Origin of the sequence: Ciceribacter sp. L1K22 (assembly GCF_017599385.1) — a bacterium.
Taxonomy (GTDB): Bacteria; Pseudomonadota; Alphaproteobacteria; order Rhizobiales; family Rhizobiaceae; genus Allorhizobium.
In genome coordinates, this window is sequence record NZ_JAGFPK010000001.1 from 312,074 (window position 1) to 335,796 (window position 23,723).

The following is a 23,723-nucleotide window of genomic DNA, read 5'->3' on the forward strand; positions in this document are numbered from 1 at the left end:
AAATCTATAGCACCCACCTATTTTTAAGGAAAATCGAAAAGAAGGCAAAGGCCCTGTAAATCCTGACCTGCGCTGTGTCCGGGCCACGGTTCCATGCCCCGTTCCGGATCAGGCGCCGGCCACCAGGTCCTCATCCATAACGGTGAGGGCACCGTCGAGGTGCCCCTCGAATACGAGCATGGGTTCGTCCGACACCACCGACAGAGCCGGCACGCCGAACATCCGCACGACCTGGGCCTCGCTCAACCCGTCAACCAGTCCGGGATGCAGAAGATCGAAATAGCGGGCGCCCGGCCCCGTGACCGAGATCGGTAGATGACCGTAGAGGCTCAGCAGCCTCGAGAGACCGTATCCGAGGGCGAGCCCTGCTTCGCGGAAGGCGTAGCTTGGCATACGCTCGCCGCTTCTGGCACGAATGGCGAGCTTGTCGACCTCCTGCAGGGGGACGAATTTCGCGGGGATGGTGTCACGCGGAACCTCGAAAGCGGTTCGCAAGATCGCATAGAAACCGGCATAAGCCTCAATGCAGCCGCGCGACCCGCAACGACACAGCGCCCCTCCCGGGACGTGCAACATATGACCGAAATTCGGCGCTGAAATATCGATATCCTGGTCACGGCGCAGGGCCAAGCCCAGCCCGATGCTGTGTCCCAGCGACAGCGTGACGAGACCGCGGAAGTCGGGGCCCAAACGTCGCTCGGATTTCTGGCCCAGCGCCCGGGCGACAAGAAGCGTTTCATTGCTCAAGAGAATGCGTGCCGGCCAGCGTGGCGACAGGCCTGCCTGGAAGTCAACGCGCTCAGTACCGAGGACCGGCGACCACAGCAGGACGGGCGCGCTCGAGTCGACGAGACCCTTACTGCTGATCGAGATCGACCTCACGGCGGAGGGCGATACCCGGTTTCGCTCGATCATCCTCTCCAGCGCACGCTGCACGCCTTCCATGAAAGTCCCCACGCCCCCGGCCACACGCGTTTCGGTGAAACGATCGATAAGGGTTCCGGAATAGTCGGCAAGCGAGTACTGGACGACGTCGGAGGAGATAATGACCACAACGAGGTAGCTATGTCCGCGCCGCTGGGTAAAGAGGACACGCGGTCGGCCGCGTCCAGACAGCGGCTTTTGCTCCGATTTCTCGATGATCCCGGCGCGTTCCAGATCGGCTGTAATCGCCGATACCGTGGCGGAGGCGAGCCCGGTGAAATCGCTGATTTCCGTATGCGACAGGCGGCCATGCAGCCTGAGCGCCCTCAACACGATATGGCTGTTTTGCTGGCGCACCAGTTCGGTGCTCGATTTGGCCAGCATGTAACCAACCTCCCAACCGCCGCGACGGCTCGCATATTCCTCCCGAAGCTGCCACACGGGGCCTTTCCGGCTCTTCCTGGCGCATGTTGACAGCTCCCGGATTCTCTGACATTTAATTTCTCGACTGTCGAGAAAAAAGTCTTTTAGGCCTTTTCGACAGACGTTCCGCGGTCGCCTGCTTGCTGAGGAGAGGTGGCCGTTCTGTCACTTGGGAGGACATCATGAATACCGTTTTCAAGCTGATGGCCAGCGCGGCCGTCATCGTCACCATGCATACTGCAGCCATGGCCGAAACAATCGTCGGCGTCTCCTGGTCGAACTTCCAGGAAGAGCGTTGGAAGACCGACGAAGCTGCCATCAAGGGCGCACTGGAAGCTGCCGGTGCCAAGTACATTTCCGCTGACGCACAGTCGTCCGCCGCAAAGCAGCTGACTGACGTCGAGTCGCTCATCGCCCAGGGCGCCAATGCCATTATCGTTCTGGCACAGGACTCCGAAGCTATCGGCCCGGCCATCGAAAAGGCAGCTGCTGAAGGCATCCCGGTCGTTGGCTATGACCGCCTGATCGAAAACCCGGCAGCGTTCTACATCACCTTCGACAACAAGGAAGTCGGCCGTATGCAGGCCCGCGAAGTGTTCAAGGTGAAGCCGGAAGGCAACTACGTGTTCATCAAGGGCTCCTCGTCCGACCCGAACGCCGACTTCCTGTTCTCCGGACAGATGGAAGTGCTGAAGGAAGCGATCGACAGCGGCAAGATCAAGAACGTCGGCGAAGCCTACACCGACGGCTGGAAGCCGGAAAATGCTCAGAAGAACATGGAGCAGTTCCTGACCGCGAACAACAACGCCGTTGACGCCGTCGTCGCGTCTAACGACGGTACCGCTGGTGGCGCGATTGCCGCACTCGACGCTCAGGGTCTTGCAGGTTCCGTACCGGTCTCGGGTCAGGACGCCGACAAGGCTGCCTTGAACCGCGTCGCTCTCGGTACGCAGACCGTGTCGGTCTGGAAGGACTCCCGCGACCTCGGCAAGAACGCAGCGGAGATCGCGCTGGCGCTCGCCGAAGGCAAGTCGATGGACGAAATCCCGAACGTCCAGACCTTCACCGGCGGCCCGAAGGGCGCTGAAATGAAGTCGGTGTTCCTCGCTCCGATGCCGATCACCAAAGACAACCTGAACGTCGTCATCGACGCAGGCTGGATCAGCAAGGAAGAGGCCTGCCAGGGCGTTGCAGCCGGCTCCGTCGCCGCCTGCAACTAAGGCAAGCACGAACGTCAGACCAAACATCCCGACGTTGCCCGCTCCGCGGCGTGGCGTCGGGATCGTCATTGAGAGGTGACGTCGCCTGAGCGGCGCCACCGGAGCCAGCGCAAGTCGGGACCGTCTCCGGGAAACCACGACAACGCGCCTGAAGAGGTGGGGAACGGCAAGAATGGCCGATAACATGCATTCGACGACAACAGGCGGACCGCGTCAGGCGGACGCCAACCCGGTGACGCGCTTTTTTCGAGCGACCGAGATCGACACCCGCCTTCTCGGCATGGTCGGCGCATTGCTGATCATCTGGGTCGGCTTTAATTTTCTGACCGGCGGTCTGTTCCTGACACCGCGCAACCTCTGGAACCTGACAGTCCAGACCTCCTCGGTCGCTGTCATGGCGACGGGCATGGTACTGGTCATTGTCACCCGTAACATCGACCTGTCGGTCGGCTCGATCCTGGGCTTCACCGGCATGATCATGGGCGTGATGCAGGCCCAGATTCTTCCGCAGATGCTCGGCTTCGATCATCCCGCGATCTGGATTGTGGCGCTCGGAAGCGGTCTCGCCGTTGGCGCCATGATCGGTGCCCTTCATGGCGGCATCATCGCATTTCTCGGCGTCCCGTCCTTCATCGTCACGCTCGGCGGACTGCTCGTCTGGCGCGGCGCGACCTGGTTCGTGACCAGCGGCCAGACCGTTGCGCCGATGAACCCCACCTTCCGCCTCATGGGTGGCGGAACCGAGGGATCGGTAGGCGCGACATGGAGCTGGGTCGTTGGCCTCGTCGCCTGCGTGGCGATCGTCGGTGCCATCATCAATGCCCGCCGCCAGCGCAAGCGCTTTGCCTTTCCCCGGAAGCCGATCTGGGCGGAATACGTCATCGGCGCGCTCGGTTGCGTGATCGTGCTTGGGGCCGTGCTGATCGCCAACAGCTATTACTGGCCAGTCGCGATTGCCCGCCGCTACGCGGACGCCAACGGCATCGCATGGCCCGAGGGCGGACTGCAGATTTCACACGGCATTGCCGTGCCGGTCCTGATCGCCATTGCTGTGGGCATCGTGATGACCTTCATCGCGACCCGCCTGCGTTTCGGCCGGTACGTCTTTGCCATCGGCGGCAATCCGGAAGCGGCTGAACTCGCCGGCATCAAGACCCGCTGGGTGACGGTACGCATCTTCGCTCTGATGGGCATTCTGTGCGCCATCGCGGCGGCGATCTCGACGGCGCGCCTTAATGCCGCGACGAACGCCCAAGGCGAACTCGACGAGCTCTACACCATCGCGGCAGCCGTCATCGGCGGTACATCGCTCGCTGGCGGTGTCGGCACGGTCGCCGGCGCGATGCTCGGAGCGCTTGTCATGCAGTCGCTTCAGTCCGGCATGGTGCTCCTCGGCATCGACACACCCCTTCAGCGCATCGTGGTGGGAATGGTGCTCGTCGTGGCCGTATGGCTCGATACCGTCTACCGCGCCCGCGCCAAGTAACCAGGAGTCCATCATGACGGAGCAAAAAACTCCCCTCGTGGAAATGAAGGACATTTCCATAGCCTTCGGCGGGATTCATGCCGTCGAAAAGGCGTCCGTCGACCTCTATCCCGGTGAGGTCGTGGCCCTGCTCGGCCACAACGGCGCCGGCAAGTCGACATTGATCAAGATACTCTCCGGTGCCTACAGGCGCGACAGCGGTGACATCATGATCAACGGTGAGACGGCTGATATCCGCAACCCGCGCGATGCCAAGGAATATGGTATCGAAACGATCTACCAGACGCTCGCCGTCGCGGACAATGTCGACGCCGCCGCCAATCTCTATCTCGGCCGCGAACTCAAGACGCCGTGGGGCACGCTCGACGACGTGGCGATGGAGGCCAAGGCGCGGGAAGTCATGGGGCGCCTCAACCCCAACTTCAAGCGGTTCAAAGAGCCGGTGAAGGCGCTTTCCGGTGGCCAGCGGCAGTCGGTGGCGATCGCACGCGCCATCCTGTTCAACGCCCGCATCCTGATCATGGACGAGCCGACAGCCGCGCTCGGCCCGCAGGAAACGGCGCAGGTTGGCGAACTGATCAAGCAGTTGAAGGCCGAGGGCATCGGCATCTTCCTGATCAGCCACGACATCCATGACGTGTTCGACCTCGCGGACCGCGTGTTCGTGATGAAGAACGGTCAGGTCGTGGGCCATGCCCGCACCCAGGACGTCACCAAGGACGAAGTGCTCGGCATGATCATCATGGGCAAGTGCCCTCCGGGCGCGACGCCCGGCCCCGGAGCGATCAAGGGCTGACAGGCCGCCGTTCTTTCAGCAATGACAAAGCCGCAGCGATCACAGATCGCTGCGGCTTTTTCTGTTTCAGCCGGTGAATAGGCACATCGGATCTTGCCCCCCATGAACATGGCATGCGGCGCAAGGTGCTTCGGGTTATCCATACTCGCAGGAGAGACGCCGATGGCTCCCGCCACCTACCGGGCAGGCTGCTTTCGGCCCGCTTCACCGGCCGCGCCGGACTGATCATTCGTTTCGACTTCGACACATATTGAGGAGACATCCATGTTGCAGTTCATCAAGTCCATTCCCGCCATCGCGACGGCGTTGTTGCTGGTCGCCGCGTCCTCGGCAACCGCCCAGGAAATGTTCGCGAAAGTCGATGCCAATGCCGATGGCGCACTCGACAAGACCGAATTCGCCGCTTTCATAGATGCCGCCGCACAGGCGGGACGGCCGAACGCGAAGAAGATCCAATCGGCCAATCTCTATGCCCAGGCCTTTGCCCGCATCGACAAGAACAAGGATGGGTCGATCACGCAGGCCGAACTGGCGGCGATGCGCTGATCGAAGACGGGTCGGGGAAGCGCCCTTCCCGGCCCGTCTCACGGGATTCGAAGGATCATCATATCGATGGGGACTACGCGATGATCGGAAAACGCTCGGGAAGGCTTGCTGCCCTTGTCGTCCTGGCACTCGCCTCGGGTGCCGGGGCGCAGGAGCCGTTGCCGCTGGTGGCGGTCGAAAAGCCGAAAGCGATGGACGTGGTTCAATACCTCGAGTCCACCGGAACACTTGCCGCCGAGCAATCGGTTGACCTCGTGGCACGGGCGTCCGGCCTGCTGGAAAAGGTGAACTTCCGGGACGGAGAAAAGGTGAAAAAGGGCGATGTGATCTTCGGCATCGAACGCGAGCCATACGAGATCAGCCTCGCAAGCGCTCAGGCGGATGTGCGGCAACAAGAAGCGAGCCTCGCACAGGCGGCTGCCAATCTGACGCGGCAGCGCGACCTCAAGGACAAGAGCGTCGTCTCGGCAAGCGCGCTCGAAGATGCAATCGCACAGCAGGCCATTGCCGAGTCGCAATTGGCGGCGGCACGGGCGCGACTGCGGACCGCCGAACTGAACCTCGGATACACCGAGATCACCGCGCCCTTTGACGGAATCCTGTCCGCACGCCTTGCCGATGTTGGCGCCTATATCAACGGCGCGGCAGCACAGAAACTGGCGACCCTGGTCAAGCCCGATCCGCTCCATGTGAATTTCACGGCGACCGACCGGCAGGTGGTGGAAATCCGTCGCAAAATGCTGGAGCGCGGCATTAAGGTCGGCAATTTTGGCCTACCCGTCAGCGTGGAACTTTCGCTCACCGATGGTGACGGCTATCCGTTCACCGGTCCTCTCGATTACGTGGCCCCGGAAATAGACCCGACGAGTGGAACGATGGCGCTGCGGGGGGAGATCGCCAACCCGGACCTTCTGCTCTCACCCGGGATGTTCGTGGAGGTTCGTGTCGCTGTCGCGATGCGCCCAGATGCTCTGACGGTCCCTGAAAGGGCGATCGGCAACACGCAGGAAGGCCGGACCGTTCTGGTGGTCGGCGAAGGGAACCGCATCGAGCAGCGGCTCGTGGAGATTGGCGCGCCAGCCGAAGCCGGCCGACGCGAAATTCGCTCAGGCCTTGAGCCGGATGACCGGGTGGTGATGCATGGGGGTGCCGCCGTAGCGCCGGGGCAAGTCGTTTCGGTCGAGGCAATGCCGCAAGAGGTGGCGCCATGATCGCCCGTTTCTTCATCGATCGGCCGGTTCTCGCCAACGTCATTTCGATCCTGATGGTGATCCTTGGTCTCGTTGCGGTGATCGGCCTGCCGGTTGCGCAGTATCCGGATATCGTCCCGCCCTCGATCCAGGTGACGGCGCGCTACCCAGGCGCAAATGCCGAGACACTGGTTCGCGAGGTGGCGCTGCCGATCGAACAGAAGATCAACGGCGTCGAGAACATGCTCTATATGCAATCGACCTCGACCAGCGACGGCTCCTACACATTGACGGTCACGTTCGCCATCGGGACGGACCCGGACGAGGCGCAGGTTCTGGTGCAGAACCGTGTGGCAAGCGCAATTCCGGCGCTTCCGGACGCGGTGCAGTCGCAGGGCGTGCAGACCGCGAAACGCTCGACCGCGATCATGTCGATCGTCGCGCTGTCGTCCAACAATCCCGTCCATGGCAGCCTGTTCATGGCGAATTACGCGACGATCAACCTCGTCGATGAATTGCTGCGCGTGCCGGGTATCGGCAATGTCGTCGTCTTCGGCTCGGGCCAGTATGCCGTTCGCATCTGGATGGACCCGCAACGAATGGCCGCGCGCGGCCTGGTGCCGGCCGATGTCGCCAACGCGATTGCCCGGCAGAGCCGCAGCACCGCCGCCGGCCAGATCGGCCTACCACCGGTGCCGTCGGGACAGGATTTCCAGTACACGCTGACGGTCGATTCAAGGCTAAGCGACGTGCCGTCGTTTGAAGATGTCATCGTCAAGGCTGATGGCAACGAGATCACGCGGGTGCGGGATGTGGCGCGGGTGGAGCTCGGCGCCCAGCAATATAGCCAGGACTTCGCCATGGACGGCAGACCGGCGGCCGGCATCGCGCTTTTCCTGCTGCCTGAAGCCAATGCTCTCGATGTCATAGGGCGCGTGAAGGTGAAAATGGAGACGCTGTCTGCCGCCTTTCCCGAAGGGCTTGTGTACGCCATACCCTTCGACACCACCCGCTTTGTATCCGCCGCCATCTCCGACGTGTACCACACGCTGTTCGAGGCGGCTGTCCTGGTTCTCCTGGTAATCCTGATCTTCCTCCAGGACTGGCGAGCGACCCTCGTGCCGGCGACGACCGTTCCCGTGACCATCATCGGGGCCTTCGCCGCCATGGCGGCCTTCGGCTTCACCATCAACCTCTCGACTCTCTTTGCCATCATTCTTGCGATCGGCATTGTTGTCGACGACGCGATCGTCGTCGTCGAGGCGGCGGCGCGCCATCTGCGCGAGGGCAAATCGCCGCGCGAGGCGGCAGCGCTTGCGATGGACGAGTTGACCGGGCCGATCGTGGGCATCACCCTCGTGCTGCTTGCCGTCTTCCTGCCTGCGGCGTTCCTTCCGGGCCTGAGTGGCCAGATGTACAGGCAGTTTTCCCTGGTCATCGCTGCAACCGCCGTCATCAGCGCCGTCAACGCCGTGACCCTGAAGCCGACGCAATGCGCGCTCTGGCTTCGCGCGCCTTCCCCTTCTCACAAGACGAACCTCGTCTATCGCGGGTTCAACGTCGCTTATGACGCATGCGAACGCGCGTATGTCGGCATGATCAGGCGCCTCGTTTCGTTCAGCGGCGTCGTCAGCATAGCGACGATCCTGCTGGTCGGGATCTCCGGGTTCCTCATTTCGCGTGTGCCAAGCGCCTTCCTGCCCGTCGAGGACCAGGGTTATTTCCTGATTTCCGTGCAGCTTCCGGAAGGTGCCTCCCTGGAACGCACGAGGGACGCGCTCGACGATGTCCGGCAGCGGTTGGAAACCATCGGGGCCGTCGATACCGTCATCGCGATCAGCGGCGTCTCCGCCCTCAACGGCAATGCCAGCCAGTCGAGTTCGGGCATCGTCTACGCCATCCTGACGGACTGGGAGGAGCGCCAGACGAACGAGGATCTCCGCTCCCTCTACACCCGCATGCGGGAGGCAACCGCGAACCTGCCGGACGGGCAGGCACTGGTGCTCCCGCCGCCGCCGATCCAGGGGATCGGCAATGCCGCCGGCTTCTCTTTGCAGCTTCAATCCCGCGACGGTCGTTTCGATTATGCCGCGCTCCAGACCGAGGCGGCTGCAATGCTGCAGTCGCTGAAAGACGATCCGGTGTTCCGCGAGGCCTTCACTCCGTTCCGGGCCGACGCTCCGCAGTATGCCGTTTCCGTGGATCGGACGAAGACGGAAGCGCTCGATGTCGATAGCGGCAGCGTCTACGACACCGTCAGCCAGTATATCGGTTCCAGCTATGCCGGACAGGTCAGTCTGTTCGGACGTGTGTTCCAGATCTACCTGCAGGCGGAAGCTGGCGACCGGGTCGCGATCGAGAATCTCGACAAGATCAAGGTCCGCAGCCGGTCGGGGCAAATGGTGCCTCTTTCGGCGCTCGCCGACATACGGCAAGTCACCGGCCCGTCGCTGATCAGCCTCTACAATCTCTATCCCGCGGCCCAGATCACCGGTTCGCAAGCAGAAGGATATTCCTCCGGCGAGGCCATGGACGCGCTCGACGTCCGGGTTGACAGCCTGCCGCGCGGCTACGGGGCCGAGTGGACGGCGGCCTCTCTGCAGGAGAAGATGCTTGGCGGGCAGATCTATGTGGTCTACGCCCTGAGCCTGCTGCTGGTCTATTTCGTGCTCGCCGGACAGTACGAAAGCTGGCTGGCGCCGGTGTCCGTCATCGTCTCGGTGCCACTTGCCCTCATCGGAACGGCGCTGACGCTGCTGGCGCTGAATGCTCCGGTCAATCTCTACACGCAGATAGGCCTCGTGCTCCTGATCGCGCTGTCGGCCAAGAACGCCATCCTGATCGTCGAATTCGCCCGCCAACTTAGGGCACATGATGGCAAAAGCATCGTCGAGGCGGCGATCGAGGCCGCCCGCGTGCGATTGCGTCCGATCCTGATGACCTCGATCGCCTTCATCCTGGGCGTGCTGCCGCTGGTGCTGCAGACAGGCGCCGGCGCGAGCGCGCAGAAATCGATTGGCATCGCCGTCTTTACTGGCATGATCGGCTCGACATGCCTGACGGTTGCGGTTGTGCCGTCGCTGTTCGTCGTCCTGCAACGGTTCGAGGAATGGCTTAAACGACGCAGGACGGCGGGTGCGCCGCCGCATGCCGCCGGTTCGGGCTGAAAGGGGCAAGGGGATGAACAAGGGGACGGTCCGGGATCGTATACAGGTTCTTGTCGTCGAGGACGACGCGCCGGTCCGCTGGCGCGTCTGCGATGCATTGCGCGGCGCGGAGGAATTCGCTGTCGAGGAGGCTGCCAATCTGGAGGAAGCCCGACAATTCCTCTCCGCCAATCCGGTCCGCGTGCTGCTCTCCGATTTGCGGTTGCCTGATGGCAGCGGCATAGACCTGATCCGCGCGGTGCGGCAGAAATACCCGGAGGCCGAGATCATGGTGATCTCGATCCTGGGCGACGAGGAAAGCGTGATCGCGGCCATTACCGCAGGTGCCAATGGCTACCTGCTGAAGGACGCATTTCCTGCGGACGTGGTAGAGACCGTGCGCGATCTGGTCGCCGGCCATTCCCCGATCTCAGCCTCGATCGCCCGCTTCATCGTACGGCACAGCCAGGGCGCCGGTCGCAGCCAGGCCACGACCGCTCTCAATACTGCGAAGCTGACACCGCGCGAGATCGATATCCTGTGGGGTATCGCCAAGGGCTTCAGCTACTCCGATATCGCCGACCATCTCGGCATCTCGCGACAGACGGTTCCCGGACACATCAAGAACATCTATCGCAAGCTCGAGGTCAACACACGCGGCGAAGCGGTGTTCGAAGCCGTGCAGCAGGGATTGATCAAACTATGAGCGAGACGGAGGCCGCAGCGTCCGTCGAGCGCCACCCGAGCCTGCGGAAGGCCCTGCTCTATTTGCCACTCCAGCTTATCGCCGTGCTTGCGGCTGTCCTGTTCTTCTCCGTCGATCTACCCCTGCCGTCGGAAACCTACCGTCTGGGTGCGATCATCAGAAGCGACAGCGATGGACGGGAGCACGACGTGGCTCTGCCGGATCTCGTCGCCACACGCGACGGCGACAAGCAGGAACTCGCATACACTGCAACGTTCGAACGTCCGGCGCAAAGCCGCGAGGTGTGGTCGATCTTCATTCCGCGCTTCATCGTCGATGTCAGGGTGCTCGTGAACGGAGTCGAGATCGGCGACACCGGTGCCGATCCGTCTGCCGGCAAGGCGCAGCTCAACCTTCCTTTCCTCACCATCATTCCCGACACTGTGCTCAGGCCCGGCCCGAACGAAGTGCAGATCGCGCTGATCTCCGATCCCCCCATCGCCAAACATCTCGAAGCAATCTATGCCGGACCGGACCGGGAACTCAGGCCTTCCTACAACGCGCGTCTGCGCCTCTTCCAGACACTCCCCCTGATCTTCTTCGCGTGGCGTTTTCTGCTCGCCCTGCTGCTCGGGATGATCTGGCTCAGCCGACGTAAGGAGACTGCCTATGGGCTTCTCGCGCTGGCACTGGTCGCGGGCGTGATCCGGAATGCGCTCTTCTCCTTCGGGAGTGTCGAGGCGGTGCCGCTGATCGGTGTGCTCATCGTCGTGGAGAGCGTTCTGGTTGTTCCGTTCGCGCTGGCCCAGACCGGATATCGCTCCCGATGGTGGTGGCTGCTTCTGGCGCCGGCGCCGGTTTTTCTCGTCGCCGGCTTCATCGGTGACGAGCGGGCGATCCAGTATTCCTTTCTCCTGCTCGGTCCACCGACGGTCATGGCCCACGCCGTCATCGTTTGGTCGCTGTTCACGCGGTCGGCGATAGAGAAGGGAGACGGCGCCAGCTTCCTGATGGGAACCGCCATGACCATCGTCATGGCGGGCATGGGGCATGATCTGCTCGCCCTGTTCAACCTGCTGCCAGGCGGCAAATACTTCTATGCTTCGCTGTCCTACTCCGCGATTCTGATCGCCTTCGGCACGCTGCTGGCCGCGCGGTTCGTGCAGGCTCTCAACCGGATCGACGGGTTCGCCAACCAGCTGATGGTGAAGATAACCGAAGCCGAACAGAAGCTGCGGCAAAGCTTCGCGCGCGAGCAGGCGCGCGACAGGGCCGAAGCACTCGCCCAAGAGCGGGACCGCCTGATGCGCGACCTGCACGACGGGCTTGGAGGACAACTCGTCCGCATCGTCGCGCTCAGCGAGCGCCATGGCAGCGACACCGGCAAGATCGGCGAGGCGGCACGCGCGGCCTTGAAGGACCTCAGGCTGGTGATCGACGCGATGGAGGATGTCGACGGAGACCTGCTTCTTGCCCTCGCCTCCTGGCGGGAACGCACCGACATGCAGCTTCGTGCCCACCAGATCACGCTCGACTGGCAGGTGCGGACGACAGACATGAACCTGACTTTCCCGGAACTTCGCCCCTGGCACGTGATCCAGATCGTGCGATTGATGGACGAAGCCGTGACCAATGCCGTCAAACACGCCGTAGCAAAGACGATTTCGGTCATCCTGCGGACAGCGGAGGGAGCAGAGGGCGCACCCGCCTTGCATATTACCATTCGCGACGACGGACGCGGCTTCGATCAGGCCGCTGCGACGACGGCTTCGACAGGCTTCGGCCTTTCAAACATGCGCAAACGCGCCATGCTCTGCGGCGCCACCCTGACGATCGACAGCGGGCCCTATGGCACGGCCGTCGATATCGCATTGCCGAGGATTTTTCCCGCGACACCCGGATCCGGCTGAAGGCATCAGGCGTCCGAAACGGGCTCAAGCAATGCTCGACGCCCGGCATGGAGTGGGGGCTCCGCCGCGACTGTGGACGGCAGCGCGGCTGATCTATGCCGGGCGTCGACCGGAGCGAGTGGAGAGTCGCTCCGTTTCCTGGATTTGAGGGTGGTTTGGGCAATGCAGGGAAATCAGCGGATCCCAAGCCGGTTGACCGGTCCGCCACGATTGGCCGGAGTGCCGGCGGGACCCGGAACACAGCCGACAGGATAACCCGGACGCGTGCAGTAGACGGCGGCTCCGGCAGGACGAGCGACGCAGCCGACGGGGTAACCCGGGCGCGTGCAGTACACGACAGGCGCAGGCCGCGCGACGCAGCCTTTCGGCACGCCGACTGCCTTGCAGTAGACGACCGCATGTGCCGGCTGCGGTTCGACGCTAACGCCGGTGACGAGGGCAAGCGCCGCTATTGCCAAAGCGGTGCAGGCGCGTCGATGCGATGTCATGCTTATCATGGCTGGTCCCTCCACAGGTCTGGCTGCGCGTCCGGCGCGAGCGTCATCCGATGGACCAGACTATGCGGCCGAACCCTGCGTTGCGGAATGCCATAAACATGGGGGCTCGCCGGCCTAGCCGGCTTCCTGCAGACGCTCCAGCCGCTTTACGGCCCAGTCGAACTCCAGGATGGCGCAGACGATGTGGTAGAACGTGCTTGCCGGCGCAGGCTCGTCGATCATCGGAGCATCAGCCGGCCACTTGTCCCACCAGAGCCCCTTGATGGGGGTCGCGAGGAATGGCTCCAGCGCATCGAGCGCCCGGTGGGCCGAGGCCACATACCGCTCCCGCTCCGCCGCGTTGCCAAGCAAAGCGAGGCGCACCGCCGCTTTCAGCCACTCGGTCTGCGGCCACAGCCGCGCCATGGCGTTGTGCACCGTAAAGTCGTCGTAAAGGCTCATGATCGCCACCTGGCGGTCCGCGCAGATGCCGTGGGCCTCGCCGATGTCGAAAAGACGTCGGGCCCTGGCAAGGGCATCGCCGTTTTGGCGCCGCTCGCCCCAGCGGGCGAGCAGCCAAGCCCATTCGAACTGGTGTCCCGGCTCGACGATACGGCCTTTTTCGCCGGGCATGGGGCGCCAGTTCAAATCGAAGAACTCCCGCAAGGCTCCGGTTTCGCCATCGATGAACCGTGTCAAGGCCAGATCGGCGATTTCATCGACCAGGGCGGCCCAGCGGACGCTGCTATTAGGCACGTCCTCCCAAGCCATCGCTGCCTCGAAGAGATGCATATGCGGGTTGGAGCAGAGCGGTTCTTTCGGCGGCATGGCTTCGTGGAAGCCGGCCTCCGGATGCGCGTAGACCTGCTTCAACCGGTCGAGAATGCCGAGTGCATAAAGCTCCCGCTCGGCGGCCCGCGAAGGCTCGGCCGTGGCCACGGCCGCCGCCGCGAAAAGCGCGAAGGCCTGGTTGTAAAGATCGAAGGACGGATCGATCAACACGCCCTCGGCATTGGCGAGACTGCCGTAGAGGCCATCCTCCAGCCTGTAGGTCGCATCGAACCACGACAATCCTTCTTCGACTGCGGCAGGCCATGGCCCGTTCCAACCGGCAGCGCCAGACATGGCGTAGCAATAGACCTGCCGCGGCTGGACCCTGGCCCGCCGGTCATCGCCGAACACGGGCTCACCGTCCTGACCCAACCGCTCGAAGAACCCCCCGCCGGATGCCGCGCCCTTCTCCCACCAGAACGGCAGGGCGGCGGTTTCAAGCCAGGCGTGGAGGTGAGTGGAGCGGGCGGTGAGGTCGGTAAAGTCGGGGGGGGTGTGGTCTGAAAGGGGCGTGACGTCGGGCATGGTGCTCCTTATTGTGGGGGATGACAACGGAGGAATTTTGCATGGGGATCAACCAACCGGAACTGCGATTATGCAAAACTCTACACGGGCGTGTTGGTTTCCGGAGGGCCGAATATGTCCCAGGAACCCAAACGAGCTAATTCGCGACCGTAACAGCGTGCAGGTGCGATTGCCAACCGCGCCTAGCACCATAATGCTGGGCTGTTTTCCTCATGAGGAGCGCCAAAGGCAGTTTTTGTGGCTAATCTTTCATTTGTCGCCGTTCAACGATATCAAGGACCCATCGCGCGGCGCTATGTGACAATGATTTGTAGCGACGTGGGCCAACATATGCAGAAAATCGAATGACTACTCGCATAAAAAAAGTACCCACCTTCGCCTTTCACGTGGTCGGATGGAAGAAAGACGTCTTTGCGAGTTATTTCCCGGATAGGAAATTTATATATTTACCCTTGAAAGTTGATGATTTTGCGTTCCGGAAGAAATGGGTCCCCAAAATAAATAGAATGCCAGAGGCTGAGATATTTGTCTGGGGGCAGAATTCCCCCCCAAGTCTTGACGCCTTTCTGGAAGCGACAGGATTGCCGTGCTACTTCATTGAGGATGGCTTTCTGAGATCATTCCGACCCAATGCAAGCCGGACTCCTCCTTTATCGCTCGCGCTAGACCGGCAACGACCCTACTTCGACAGTAGGGGCCCTTGCGATCTCGAAAGCTTGCTAGAAACGCATGAGTTTACCCAAGATCCCAATCTTCTGAAGCGAGCGAGACAGGGAATCGATCTGATCGTCGGGGGAGGTATCAGCAAATACAACTCCGTCTCCACCCGAAGTCTGAATGATATACTCGGGGAAAAGGACAGGAGGCGCATTCTCGTCCTCGGACAGGTGGAGGACGACGCGTCCATCCGATTTGGCTGCGCCCGAACATGCACCAACAACGACCTTGTCAGGCTTGCCGCCGAGGAAAATCCCGACGCTCAGATCATATACAAGCCACATCCGGACGTGCTGAACGGGCTTAGGGAGGCTCAGTCCGATCCAGCCGATGTCGAAGACATTTCCGTCGTCATCCGAGAAAACATTCCCCTGTCACGGTCGTTCGATACGATCGACAAGGCTTATACGATTACATCGCTGGCAGGCTTCGAAGCTTTAATGCGCGGCATTCCGCTTACCGTAGTCGGCTGCCCCTTTTACGCCGGCTGGGGTCTGACGGATGACCGGCAGCCAAATCCCCGTCGGACACGAAAGAGAAGTATCGAAGAGGTATTTGCCGCCGCCTATATCCTCTATCCCGCCTATTTCGATCCACACACCGGTCAACGCATTACATTCGAACAAGCGGTCGACTGGATCAAGGTGCGGCTTGAGAAACCCGATCATGTCGATGAGTTTGAGGATCTCCAACTTATGTGGGAAGCTTGGGGGCCATATGGTTTGATGGGATGGCGACATCTGCTGAGATACATAGTCGCACCCCTGATCGGGCGTCTGGGTAACGAGAAAGACGTTAAACGCTACAACGACAGTCCCATTCGTTTTTTCAGGGAACTTACATCGCCCCGAATGCGCCTGCTGGGACGTGTATTGTATCCATTCGACCCGCCGCGGCGAAGGCGGTGACGTTTCAGTACACTCTCAAGGACAACGGCCGTTGACGGCACATCGTCCGCCTCCCACGTGGAGCCGGCTACTGACCCACTGGCTACCGTGAACGGTCCGGGTCGAAGCGCAGCAACGGGCGACCCAACTCCACACCATATCGATCGAAGGCAGGATCCAGCGATGTGGTAGACGCGACAAATACGTCACCTGACGCGGCCTCATAGGGCGATGACATCTCAAAGACGGCGGAAACCCCCAGAAGGCTGGCCAGCTTGTCTTTTCCGTAAGTGGCGACCAGATCATCGCTAGCCGTTACGGAGGAGGGATAGAAGATGTCAGTCGATGGGTCGTTTACCCTGATGCCTAATCGCATCGGAGCCTGGTGGACGGAAAGAATGCTATCGAGAGCGCCTTTGATCCTCTCCAAGGATTTTCCGTCGATACCGAATTCCGCATCGGAGAACTCGCGACTGGCCCACGAAAGACAGGTTTTCGACATCGGCTGACGTCCACTTTCCAAGAGCCGGTCTGCTTTCATACTGAACTCCAGGCCGGAACGCGCGATCGCGATATCGGTATTCTCCCAGATGCTCGGCAAATCAATATACTTCATCGCAATGCTCGGCACCTCCATCAACCGGGCCTCAAATAGCATCGTGCTGTTGACCGAGCAGACTATGTCCGCGTGGGCAATAGTCTCCTCCGGTGTCAGAATATATTGACCGGCGATGTCTACGGACACATTTCTAGCCTTACTCAATCGGTTCCAGACAAAGTCGGGCAGTATCTGCTCCCGTGCCGGCGGCGTGCGGACGATCAAGTGATGACCACGTTCCGTGCTATACCGAAGAACATCACTGACGGCGGCCGCTTGTCGCTGGCGTGCTTCCACCTTGTCAGCGTAGTTGTCCATCGGCTGCATGGCGAAGACTAGGATTTTAGCAGCCTCGGGGATGCCGAACAGAGACTTGAATTGCTCCGTTGTGAGGATCGGCCGATATCTCACGTCAAAATCCAGTTTAGGTGATCCTACTTTGGTCAGCCGTTGGGAAGGGTAGCCTCTTTCGGCAAAGATTTTTTTTTGAAGCTCGCCCCAGCAGAGTACGTGATCCACCAAAGGCGCGTTGGTTTTGCGACGCTTTTGGGTGTAATAGGTGTCTTGCGTCGAAAATACGCTTTCATGTGGAATGAGGACCGTTGCTATGCCAAGGCTTCGGCAAGCAAAAACGATTTCCCTGAGCGGCGCGGTCCAGTCGAGCGTAAATATCACGAGTTTCAGTCCAGCCTGCTTCAAGCTTGTGAGTCGGGCAAGAACAAGGCGGCGAAAGCGCACCGGTTCTCTTTCCGCCGCCTGGGTGATGGCCCGCCGGCTCGTAGGATCGGACTGTCCGGAAAACAGCTGCAGATCAACGAAATCGAGGTGAGGACACGCGGCTATAACCCGCGAAATCAGGACATCGCTGTGTTCGGGTATCCATCTCACATACCCGACCAAGGGAGCTCCTGTGGGCCGGGGATTGTCGATCGGATTAACCGTGACTTGCCATCCGGCAAACCAATCCTGCGCATCGGGACCGCCGTCGCTCGCAAATTGATCCGTATTCCACATATTCTTTTCTTGCGGTTTGCCGACTATCGTTGCATCGGAATCTTTCAAAGAATCGGGCTTATAGCAGACAGGGATGGAATCGGCGATGACAATTGGGATCGAGATAAGGAGACTGTTGTTGCTGTCCTGGCGATGGGTATTTGGCAAAAAAAAGAAGGGCGTCTCCTTACCGCAGAGCCTCCGTCCGTTTCTCGACAGCGCCGGCTGGAAGTCGGAAGCGAAGCCGAGGGTGTTTGCCTTTCACTTCGATGATCGGAAATCCTATATCCCATCATGGTTTCCGGGCTCTGAGGTGCTGATTATGGGCATGACGATGCCCAATACCCTGTTCCAACGAAACTTTGCCGAAGCCCTGCTGTCAAACCCCGACTCTGAGATCCTGACCTGGGGCTACCGCGCGAAACCCTGGGTCTACGAATTCGCCCGAGAACATGGGGTGCCGCTTACCTACTGCGAGGACGGGTTCATCCGCAGCACTGGACTCGGTAACGAGCGGCAGCAACCTCTCTCGCTCTGCTTCGATCGCCAGGGACTCTATTTCGATGCGACCCGTCCCTCGGATCTGGAAACGATCCTCCAGAACTACGACTTCGATGCGGATCGACAACTGATGCGGAGGGCGTCTGATTGCCGCGACAAGCTCATTTCCATGGGACTCAGCAAATATAATTTCGCGCCGACTTTCGATGTTGAAGTCGTGTACGGACCTAAGACCGCCCGGAGAATCCTCGTTGTGGGGCAGGTGGAGACGGACGCATCGATCAAATACGGTTGCGACAGGCCGATCGACAACAACGATGTGGTGCGCCTCGCCAAAGCCGAAAATCCTGACGCGCAGATCATCTACAAGCCCCACCCGGATGTCCTGTTCGGCTCTCGCAATAAAGTTTCGGAGCCGGACGATGTGAGGGACATCGCCACGATAGTGACAGAGCGCATTCCGCTCCCCGATGCCCTCCGGACCGTGGATCACGTTTACACGATCACCTCTCTTGGCGGTTTCGAGGCGCTGCTGCGGGGTATTCCCGTAACGACGCTGGGGTGCCCTTTCTATTCTGGCTGGGGCATAACGGACGATCGCCAGCTCTGCCCTCGAAGAACGCGAAAGCTGAACGTGCTGCAAATCTTCGCCGCGGCATATATGCTCTACCCGACATATCGCGATCCCTTCACGCATGAGAAAATCGATATAGAGCGCGCCATCGAGCTTATGCAAGAATTGCTTGCGGCCCGCAGGGCGGGCGTGGACAAGACACCTGCGGCGACCTTAGCCGCAACGGTCGCGTGAGGCCTTGGAGAATGTGGTGGGCAATTGACTGGTCCGTCAGATTGTTAAACCGGCGGCAAAAGACACCGAGAGGCGCGGTCTTCGTCAAGGGCACTGGCGCGTCTTTGGGAGGCCAGATCATCGTCGAGAATGGCGAGAATAATTCGGTGATTTTCGATGAGGGGGCGAGGCTGAAAGGGAACATCAAATTTCGAGGAAGCCGAAACACGATCCGCTTAGGACGACAGGTCAACTTCACCGGAAGCATCACGATTAAAGGCAATGGGCAAACGGTCGCGGTGGGGGATCATACGACCTCCAATGGGACCTCGATCCTCTGCCATGAGTCATCGAATGTTTCTATCGGACGACACTGCATGCTTTCGAGATATGTCGAGATCCGGACGACCGACGCGCATTCAGTCATAGATCGGAAAACCGGAGAACGACTGAACTTGGCCGGCCCTGTCACGATCGGCGACCACGTATGGATCGGCATGGGCGCCATCATCAGCAAGGGCGTAACGATTGGCGACGACAATATCGTCGGAGCGCGGTCATTCGTGACCAAGTCTTTTGTCGGCAGCGGCACGATCATAGCCGGCGCGCCGGCAAAGGTTATCAAGAGCGGGGTGACGTGGTCGCGCCTTCTCAGGAAGCGCTACAGCGAGGCTGAGATGGAGGCCTGGCGGCAATGACGCTCCACGAACCGTTCGGAGCGCTATAAATTTCCAGCTAACCACGTGGAGAAAAATGGTGCCCGGAGGCGGATTTGAACCACCGACACGCGGATTTTCAATCCGCTGCTCTACCAACTGAGCTATCCGGGCATCCGGCTTCGTGAAGCCTTCCAGTGCGCCTTAGCGACCGGCCGGGGGCTTGGTTTGCCCCGGAACGAGCGGGGTTATAGCATCTTGTTCGTGCATGTCCAGCGCTAAACGGCAGTTTTTTGACAGGATTTCGTGATGGCGAAGAAGTCCTTGGATTACGGTGGGTTAGGACAGGTTTTCGGTCCGATCCGACCCACCAGGACCCTGGGCCAAGCCTGATATCTGCCGCTAGTCGTCGTAGTCGGCCTTGCTCTCGTCTTCCGTCACCGGAATGGCATAGCGGCCGCCCAGCCAGCGCGAGAGATCGACGGAACGGCAGCGCTCCGAGCAGAAGGGGTAGCTTTCCCGGATCGAGGGACGGCCGCATTCGGGACAGGGGCGGGATTTGCGCAGCGGCGCCACCTTGGCGGGTTCGGCCATCGTCAGCCCTCCGCCCAGCCCGAGCGAACGTCGAAGCCCTCGCCCGAAAGAAGCTGCATGGTCTCGAAAAGCGGCAGCCCGACGACGTTGGTGTAGGAACCGACGAGCTTCTGCACGAAGCTGCCGGCAATTCCCTGGATACCGTAGGCACCCGCCTTGCCGCGCCACTCGCCCGAGGCAAGATAGGCGTCGATATCGGCGGTCGACAGGCGCTTGAAGCGAACCTTGGTCTCGGCCACCTTCTGGCGCACCGTCCGATCCGGCGTCACCAGGCAGATGCCGGTGAAGACCCAATGGCTGCGACCGGAGAGCAGATGCAAAGCGGAGGATGCCTCCTCCATGAGGTCGGCCTTCGGCAGAATCCGGCGCCCGACGGCGACGACCGTGTCGGCCGCGAGGATGTAGCTGCCGTTCCAGGAAAGGTCCGGCTTGATCACGGCAAGCGCTGCCTTCGCCTTTTCGATCGACAGACGTCTTGCGAGCGATCTGGGATGCTCGGACTTCTTCGGCGTCTCGTCGAGATCCATCGGCATCAGGCGGTCAGGCTCGATGCCGACCTGCTTCAGCAGGTCGAGCCGGCGCGGCGAGCCGGAGGCCAGTATCAGCTTCTGTCTCAGTTCCATCGGGCCTGGCGTCTCGGAGTGTCGGCGCTTGCGCGCCTTATTTGAAGCGGTAGGTGATGCGACCCTTGGTCAGGTCATAGGGTGTCATCTCGACGAGCACCTTGTCGCCCGCCAGAACACGGATGCGGTTCTTGCGCATGCGGCCGGCCGTATGGGCTATGATCTCGTGCTCGTTCTCCAGCTTCACGCGGAATGTCGCGTTCGGCAGGAGTTCGGTGACGACACCGGGAAATTCGAGGACTTCTTCTTTAGGCATGGAAGGATTTTCTTTCTGTCAGACGGTTCACGGACACCCGGTCCGGAAAATGTGGGCGGAAACTACACAATCAACGCGGTTTTGTGAACCACGTAGCAAACGCTTTTCCATTTTGTTTCTCAGCGCCTAGGCGCGGCTCAGAATCCGCTCGCGGATCAGGCGCTCCAGCCGATCGCGCACTTCCCGGTAGGCGGAGAGAACCTGGTCGCGCGAGCCGGTCGCAACGGTCGGGTCGGGCATCGGCCAGTAGACGACCTCGACGGCGGAGGAGCGTGTCAGCTCCAGTGCGGCGTGATGGGCTTCGGGCGCGAGTGTCACGACCAAGTCGAAATAGTCGTCCTCCAACTGGTCGAGCGTCTGCGGTCGGCGGCTTCCAAGCGTCAGTCCCACCTCGTCCAGAACGGCATCGACGAAAGGGTCCCGGTCACCGGCGCGCACACCGGCCGAAGCGACATAAACGCCCTTTGGCAGGAGATGGCGGGCGAAGGCTTCGGCCATCGGCGATCGGATCGCGTTCATGCCGCAGACGAAGAGGATCGCACCCGGCAGCCTGTCCTTCGATGCGCCCTCGCTTTCCTCCGTCATCGCCGCCCGGTCCTAGCCGCGCCAGTAGAGCACGCAGACCAGCGTAAACAGTCGCCGGGCGGTGTCGAAATCGATCCTGATCTTGCCCGAGAGCCGATCCAGCAGGGTCTGTGATCCCTCGTTGTGGATGCCCCGGCGTCCCATGTCGATCGCCTCGATCTGGCTCGGAGTCGAGGAGCGGATCGCCTCGTAGTAGCTCTCGCAGATCATGAAGTAGTCCTTGATGATCCGGCGAAACGGCGTGAGCGATAGAATATGGGTAACAACGCTTTCTTCCGCCTCGGTCTTGATCGAGAACACAAGCTTGCTGTCGACCAGCGAGAGGTAGAGCTTGTAGGGGCCACCCTTGTGACCGACAGGCTCGAAGGAATTCTCCTCGATCAGATCGAAGATGGCGACCGCCCGCTCGTGCTCGACATCCGGGGTCGAGCGACCGATCGTCTCGTCCAGGATCACGTCACAGAGCCGGAAGTCCCCATCCGCCATCGCTATCCCCCGAGATTGAGACGGATGGCAACGGAGCGGGCATGTGCATCCAGTCCCTCGCTGGTCGCGAGCGCGATCGCGGCCGGCGCCAGCTGGCGCAGTTGGTCAGGCCCAAGTCTTAGGATCGAGGTGCGTTTCACGAAATCGAGCACCGAAAGACCGGAGGAAAAGCGTGCCGAACGCGCCGTCGGCAGGACGTGGTTGGACCCGCCGACATAGTCGCCGATCACCTCGGGCGTATGGCGCCCGACAAAAATGGCGCCGGCATTGCGGATATCGACCATCAGAGCGTCGGGATCGTCGACGGCAAGCTCCAGGTGCTCGGCGGCGATACGATTGGCGAGCGGTATCGCATCCATCAGGGTCTTAACGAGAATGATGGCGCCGAAATCGCGCCAGCTCGCCGTGGCGGTCTCGGACCGCGACAGGCTCTTCAATTGCCGCTCGACCGCCGCCTCGACCGCGTGGCCGAGACCGGCGTCATCAGTGATCAGGATCGACTGGGCACCCGGATCATGCTCTGCCTGGGCCAGGAGATCAGCCGCGAGCCAGTCGGGATCGTTGTTGCGATCCGCAATGACAAGCACTTCAGAGGGTCCGGCGATCATGTCGATGCCGACGGTGCCGAAGACGTGGCGCTTGGCGGCGGCGACATAGGCATTGCCGGGTCCGACGATCTTGGCGACCGGGGCAATGCTCTCGGTCCCGTAGGCGAGAGCGGCTACCGCCTGCGCACCACCGATGCGATAGATTTCCTCGACGCCGGCGATCTTCGCCGCGGCAAGCACCGTCGGGTTGATCCGGCCGCCGGAGGCCGGCACGACCATGACAATGCGCGCAACACCCGCAACCTTCGCCGGCAGCGCGTTCATCAGCACCGAACTCGGATAGCTCGCGGTACCGCCTGGCACGTAAAGACCAACCGCGTCGATCGCGGTCCAGCGCGACCCGAGGCCGACGCCGATCGCATCCTCGTAGATGTCGTCCTTTGGCATCTGGCGGGCATGATGCTTTTCGATCCGCTCGGCGGCGAGCCTGAGAGCGGCGATCACCTCCGGCTCCACCTGTCCCATCGCCTCGTCGATCTCTGCCGGCGTCACCCGCATGGGAGTCACCGCGAAATCGATGCCGTCAAACCGTCGGGAATAGTCCGCGAGTGCCGCATCGCCGCGGGACCGGACATCGGCAATGATCGCCAATACGGCGTGATTGACGTCGTCCGACACCTCGCGCTTGGTCGTCAGGAAGTCGGCGAACCGCTTCTCAAAGCCTTCGGATGTCTGTTCGAGCCAGATCGCCACCTGCGTATGTCCCCTCAAATCAACACTATGCCGTCGCCGGCACTCAATCGCCTATATGCCGCGGCAGAGACGACGCTTCCCAGGCACCGCCGGTATCGGCCAGCTGCGCCTCAATGCATTCCACGTCCAGAACGATCATGCCGCCACCCGACAGGACGAGTTCCACCTTGCCGTCCGGCCCCTCGCCGTCGGGCAGATAGCGCAGCGCCAGGAGCGACTTCACATCATCCGACCGGCTGCGGTCGACACCAGCGGAGCGGACCGCGCGCACGCGTTTGAAGCTGATCACGGCGCGGCGACGCTCGTAGGTCTTGCGCTGGCCATTGGCCTTTTCCCACACGAAGCGGTTGGCGGCGAGAGCGAAATGCCCGCCCTTCGGCGAGAAGGTGATGTCGCCCACCTTGAAGACCGCGTCCTGCATGTGGGCCGAGACGATCGCCAGATCGTCGCCATCGAGCGCCATCAGTTTCAGGCTTTCCATGCTCATCCCGTCCGTCGGTGGCAAGGCCACGCTAGAATTTCACCTTCTCTGGAAATAGGTTGCTGCGTTGCAGGACGCAACGACGAAGATGAGCAGGCGG

General features: G+C 61.3%; 22 protein-coding genes and 1 tRNA gene. 11 read left to right on the forward strand and 12 right to left on the reverse strand.

Going from position 1 to position 23,723, the window contains the following annotated elements; genetic code table 11:
- Positions 1-108 precede the first annotated feature (108 nt).
- The gene (locus J5J09_RS01425; RefSeq protein ID WP_208552956.1) at positions 109-1,308 is read right to left on the reverse strand and encodes an ROK family transcriptional regulator; all 1,200 of its coding nucleotides are present in this window, start codon (positions 1,306-1,308) and stop codon (positions 109-111) included.
- A gap of 221 nt (positions 1,309-1,529) precedes the next feature.
- On the opposite strand from J5J09_RS01425, the gene xylF reads away from it, so the two are divergent.
- From xylF to J5J09_RS01465, 8 genes are all read left to right on the forward strand, one after another.
- Positions 1,530-2,567, forward strand: a complete 1,038-nt coding sequence (xylF, locus tag J5J09_RS01430) for a D-xylose ABC transporter substrate-binding protein (RefSeq protein ID WP_208547943.1) — start codon at positions 1,530-1,532, stop codon at positions 2,565-2,567.
- A 172-nt stretch (positions 2,568-2,739) separates the two neighbouring features.
- Positions 2,740-4,053 (forward strand): sugar ABC transporter permease, encoded by a 1,314-nt coding sequence (locus J5J09_RS01435; protein WP_208547944.1) that lies wholly within the window; start codon positions 2,740-2,742, stop codon positions 4,051-4,053.
- Positions 4,054-4,066: 13 nt separating this feature from the next.
- Positions 4,067-4,849 (forward strand): ATP-binding cassette domain-containing protein, encoded by a 783-nt coding sequence (locus J5J09_RS01440; protein ID WP_208547945.1) that lies wholly within the window; start codon positions 4,067-4,069, stop codon positions 4,847-4,849.
- 264 nt (positions 4,850-5,113) lie between these two features.
- Positions 5,114-5,395, forward strand: a complete 282-nt coding sequence (locus J5J09_RS01445) for an EF-hand domain-containing protein (RefSeq protein ID WP_208552957.1) — start codon at positions 5,114-5,116, stop codon at positions 5,393-5,395.
- Between the two features lie 80 nt (positions 5,396-5,475).
- On the forward strand, positions 5,476-6,606 hold the full coding sequence (locus J5J09_RS01450; RefSeq protein ID WP_208547946.1) for an efflux RND transporter periplasmic adaptor subunit: 1,131 nt from the start codon (positions 5,476-5,478) through the stop codon (positions 6,604-6,606).
- Positions 6,603-9,752 (forward strand): efflux RND transporter permease subunit, encoded by a 3,150-nt coding sequence (locus J5J09_RS01455; protein WP_208547947.1) that lies wholly within the window; start codon positions 6,603-6,605, stop codon positions 9,750-9,752. Before J5J09_RS01450 ends, J5J09_RS01455 begins: the two co-directional genes overlap by 4 nt.
- Before the next feature lie 13 nt (positions 9,753-9,765).
- On the forward strand, positions 9,766-10,437 hold the full coding sequence (locus J5J09_RS01460; RefSeq protein ID WP_208547948.1) for a response regulator transcription factor: 672 nt from the start codon (positions 9,766-9,768) through the stop codon (positions 10,435-10,437).
- Positions 10,434-12,326, forward strand: a complete 1,893-nt coding sequence (locus J5J09_RS01465) for an ATP-binding protein (RefSeq protein WP_208547949.1) — start codon at positions 10,434-10,436, stop codon at positions 12,324-12,326. The genes J5J09_RS01460 and J5J09_RS01465 overlap by 4 nt, the downstream gene beginning before the upstream one ends.
- 173 nt (positions 12,327-12,499) lie before the next feature.
- Here J5J09_RS01465 and J5J09_RS01470 read toward each other — a convergent pair whose 3' ends face one another.
- The gene (locus tag J5J09_RS01470; protein ID WP_208552958.1) at positions 12,500-12,814 is read right to left on the reverse strand and encodes a hypothetical protein; all 315 of its coding nucleotides are present in this window, start codon (positions 12,812-12,814) and stop codon (positions 12,500-12,502) included.
- Positions 12,815-12,937: 123 nt separating this feature from the next.
- Positions 12,938-14,158, reverse strand: a complete 1,221-nt coding sequence (locus J5J09_RS01475; protein WP_208547950.1) for an AGE family epimerase/isomerase — start codon at positions 14,156-14,158, stop codon at positions 12,938-12,940.
- Between the two features lie 344 nt (positions 14,159-14,502).
- Between J5J09_RS01475 and J5J09_RS01480 the strand changes: the two genes are divergently transcribed.
- Positions 14,503-15,783, forward strand: a complete 1,281-nt coding sequence (locus J5J09_RS01480; RefSeq protein WP_208547951.1) for a capsular polysaccharide biosynthesis protein — start codon at positions 14,503-14,505, stop codon at positions 15,781-15,783.
- Between the two features lie 82 nt (positions 15,784-15,865).
- Here the strand turns inward: J5J09_RS01480 and J5J09_RS01485 are convergent, their stop codons facing one another.
- Positions 15,866-17,374 carry a hypothetical protein gene (locus J5J09_RS01485; RefSeq protein ID WP_208547952.1) on the reverse strand — a complete coding sequence of 503 codons (1,509 nt, stop codon included), beginning with the start codon at positions 17,372-17,374 and terminating at the stop codon, positions 15,866-15,868.
- A 73-nt stretch (positions 17,375-17,447) separates the two neighbouring features.
- On the opposite strand from J5J09_RS01485, the gene J5J09_RS01490 reads away from it, so the two are divergent.
- Entirely contained in the window at positions 17,448-18,662 is a 1,215-nt protein-coding gene (locus J5J09_RS01490; protein ID WP_246745765.1) for a capsular polysaccharide biosynthesis protein, read from the forward strand.
- A gap of 356 nt (positions 18,663-19,018) precedes the next feature.
- Entirely contained in the window at positions 19,019-19,339 is a 321-nt protein-coding gene (locus J5J09_RS22935; protein ID WP_208547953.1) for an acyltransferase, read from the forward strand.
- A gap of 56 nt (positions 19,340-19,395) precedes the next feature.
- On the opposite strand, the gene J5J09_RS01500 is transcribed toward J5J09_RS22935, so the two are convergent.
- From J5J09_RS01500 to J5J09_RS01535, 8 genes are all read right to left on the reverse strand, one after another.
- Positions 19,396-19,471 (reverse strand) — tRNA-Phe (locus J5J09_RS01500).
- Positions 19,472-19,699: 228 nt separating this feature from the next.
- Positions 19,700-19,891, reverse strand: a complete 192-nt coding sequence (gene yacG, locus J5J09_RS01505) for a DNA gyrase inhibitor YacG (protein WP_208547954.1) — start codon at positions 19,889-19,891, stop codon at positions 19,700-19,702.
- 2 nt (positions 19,892-19,893) lie between these two features.
- Positions 19,894-20,514 (reverse strand): Maf-like protein, encoded by a 621-nt coding sequence (locus J5J09_RS01510; protein WP_208547955.1) that lies wholly within the window; start codon positions 20,512-20,514, stop codon positions 19,894-19,896.
- Positions 20,515-20,551: 37 nt separating this feature from the next.
- Complete coding sequence (gene infA / locus J5J09_RS01515; protein ID WP_004117876.1) at positions 20,552-20,770, reverse strand: translation initiation factor IF-1; 219 nt, start codon at positions 20,768-20,770, stop codon at positions 20,552-20,554.
- A gap of 126 nt (positions 20,771-20,896) precedes the next feature.
- A complete protein-coding gene (locus tag J5J09_RS01520; protein ID WP_208547956.1) occupies positions 20,897-21,355 on the reverse strand; it encodes a low molecular weight phosphatase family protein in 459 nt (152 codons plus the stop codon).
- A 12-nt stretch (positions 21,356-21,367) separates the two neighbouring features.
- Entirely contained in the window at positions 21,368-21,841 is a 474-nt protein-coding gene (locus J5J09_RS01525) for a UPF0262 family protein (RefSeq protein WP_208547957.1), read from the reverse strand.
- A 2-nt stretch (positions 21,842-21,843) separates the two neighbouring features.
- Entirely contained in the window at positions 21,844-23,142 is a 1,299-nt protein-coding gene (gene hisD, locus J5J09_RS01530) for a histidinol dehydrogenase (RefSeq protein WP_208547958.1), read from the reverse strand.
- A 43-nt stretch (positions 23,143-23,185) separates the two neighbouring features.
- Positions 23,186-23,623: a DUF2948 family protein gene (locus tag J5J09_RS01535; RefSeq protein WP_208547959.1), complete on the reverse strand. Its 438-nt coding sequence runs from the start codon at positions 23,621-23,623 to the stop codon at positions 23,186-23,188.
- Positions 23,624-23,723: the final 100 nt, after the last annotated feature.

Bases quoted from the DNA above. Each gene is read 5' to 3' on its own strand.
- J5J09_RS01425 (WP_208552956.1), bottom strand. From the start codon at position 1,308: ATGCTGGCCAAATCGAGCACCGAACTGGTGCGCCAGCAAAACAGCCAT.
- xylF (WP_208547943.1), top strand. From the start codon at position 1,530: ATGAATACCGTTTTCAAGCTGATGGCCAGCGCGGCCGTCATCGTCACC.
- J5J09_RS01435 (WP_208547944.1), top strand. From the start codon at position 2,740: ATGGCCGATAACATGCATTCGACGACAACAGGCGGACCGCGTCAGGCG.
- J5J09_RS01440 (WP_208547945.1), top strand. From the start codon at position 4,067: ATGACGGAGCAAAAAACTCCCCTCGTGGAAATGAAGGACATTTCCATA.
- J5J09_RS01445 (WP_208552957.1), top strand. From the start codon at position 5,114: ATGTTGCAGTTCATCAAGTCCATTCCCGCCATCGCGACGGCGTTGTTG.
- J5J09_RS01450 (WP_208547946.1), top strand. From the start codon at position 5,476: ATGATCGGAAAACGCTCGGGAAGGCTTGCTGCCCTTGTCGTCCTGGCA.
- J5J09_RS01455 (WP_208547947.1), top strand. From the start codon at position 6,603: ATGATCGCCCGTTTCTTCATCGATCGGCCGGTTCTCGCCAACGTCATT.
- J5J09_RS01460 (WP_208547948.1), top strand. From the start codon at position 9,766: ATGAACAAGGGGACGGTCCGGGATCGTATACAGGTTCTTGTCGTCGAG.
- J5J09_RS01465 (WP_208547949.1), top strand. From the start codon at position 10,434: ATGAGCGAGACGGAGGCCGCAGCGTCCGTCGAGCGCCACCCGAGCCTG.
- J5J09_RS01470 (WP_208552958.1), bottom strand. From the start codon at position 12,814: ATGACATCGCATCGACGCGCCTGCACCGCTTTGGCAATAGCGGCGCTT.
- J5J09_RS01475 (WP_208547950.1), bottom strand. From the start codon at position 14,158: ATGCCCGACGTCACGCCCCTTTCAGACCACACCCCCCCCGACTTTACC.
- J5J09_RS01480 (WP_208547951.1), top strand. From the start codon at position 14,503: ATGACTACTCGCATAAAAAAAGTACCCACCTTCGCCTTTCACGTGGTC.
- J5J09_RS01485 (WP_208547952.1), bottom strand. From the start codon at position 17,374: ATGTGGAATACGGATCAATTTGCGAGCGACGGCGGTCCCGATGCGCAG.
- J5J09_RS01490 (WP_246745765.1), top strand. From the start codon at position 17,448: ATGGAATCGGCGATGACAATTGGGATCGAGATAAGGAGACTGTTGTTG.
- J5J09_RS22935 (WP_208547953.1), top strand. From the start codon at position 19,019: ATGCTTTCGAGATATGTCGAGATCCGGACGACCGACGCGCATTCAGTC.
- yacG (WP_208547954.1), bottom strand. From the start codon at position 19,891: ATGGCCGAACCCGCCAAGGTGGCGCCGCTGCGCAAATCCCGCCCCTGT.
- J5J09_RS01510 (WP_208547955.1), bottom strand. From the start codon at position 20,514: ATGGAACTGAGACAGAAGCTGATACTGGCCTCCGGCTCGCCGCGCCGG.
- infA (WP_004117876.1), bottom strand. From the start codon at position 20,770: ATGCCTAAAGAAGAAGTCCTCGAATTTCCCGGTGTCGTCACCGAACTC.
- J5J09_RS01520 (WP_208547956.1), bottom strand. From the start codon at position 21,355: ATGACGGAGGAAAGCGAGGGCGCATCGAAGGACAGGCTGCCGGGTGCG.
- J5J09_RS01525 (WP_208547957.1), bottom strand. From the start codon at position 21,841: ATGGCGGATGGGGACTTCCGGCTCTGTGACGTGATCCTGGACGAGACG.
- J5J09_RS01535 (WP_208547959.1), bottom strand. From the start codon at position 23,623: ATGGAAAGCCTGAAACTGATGGCGCTCGATGGCGACGATCTGGCGATC.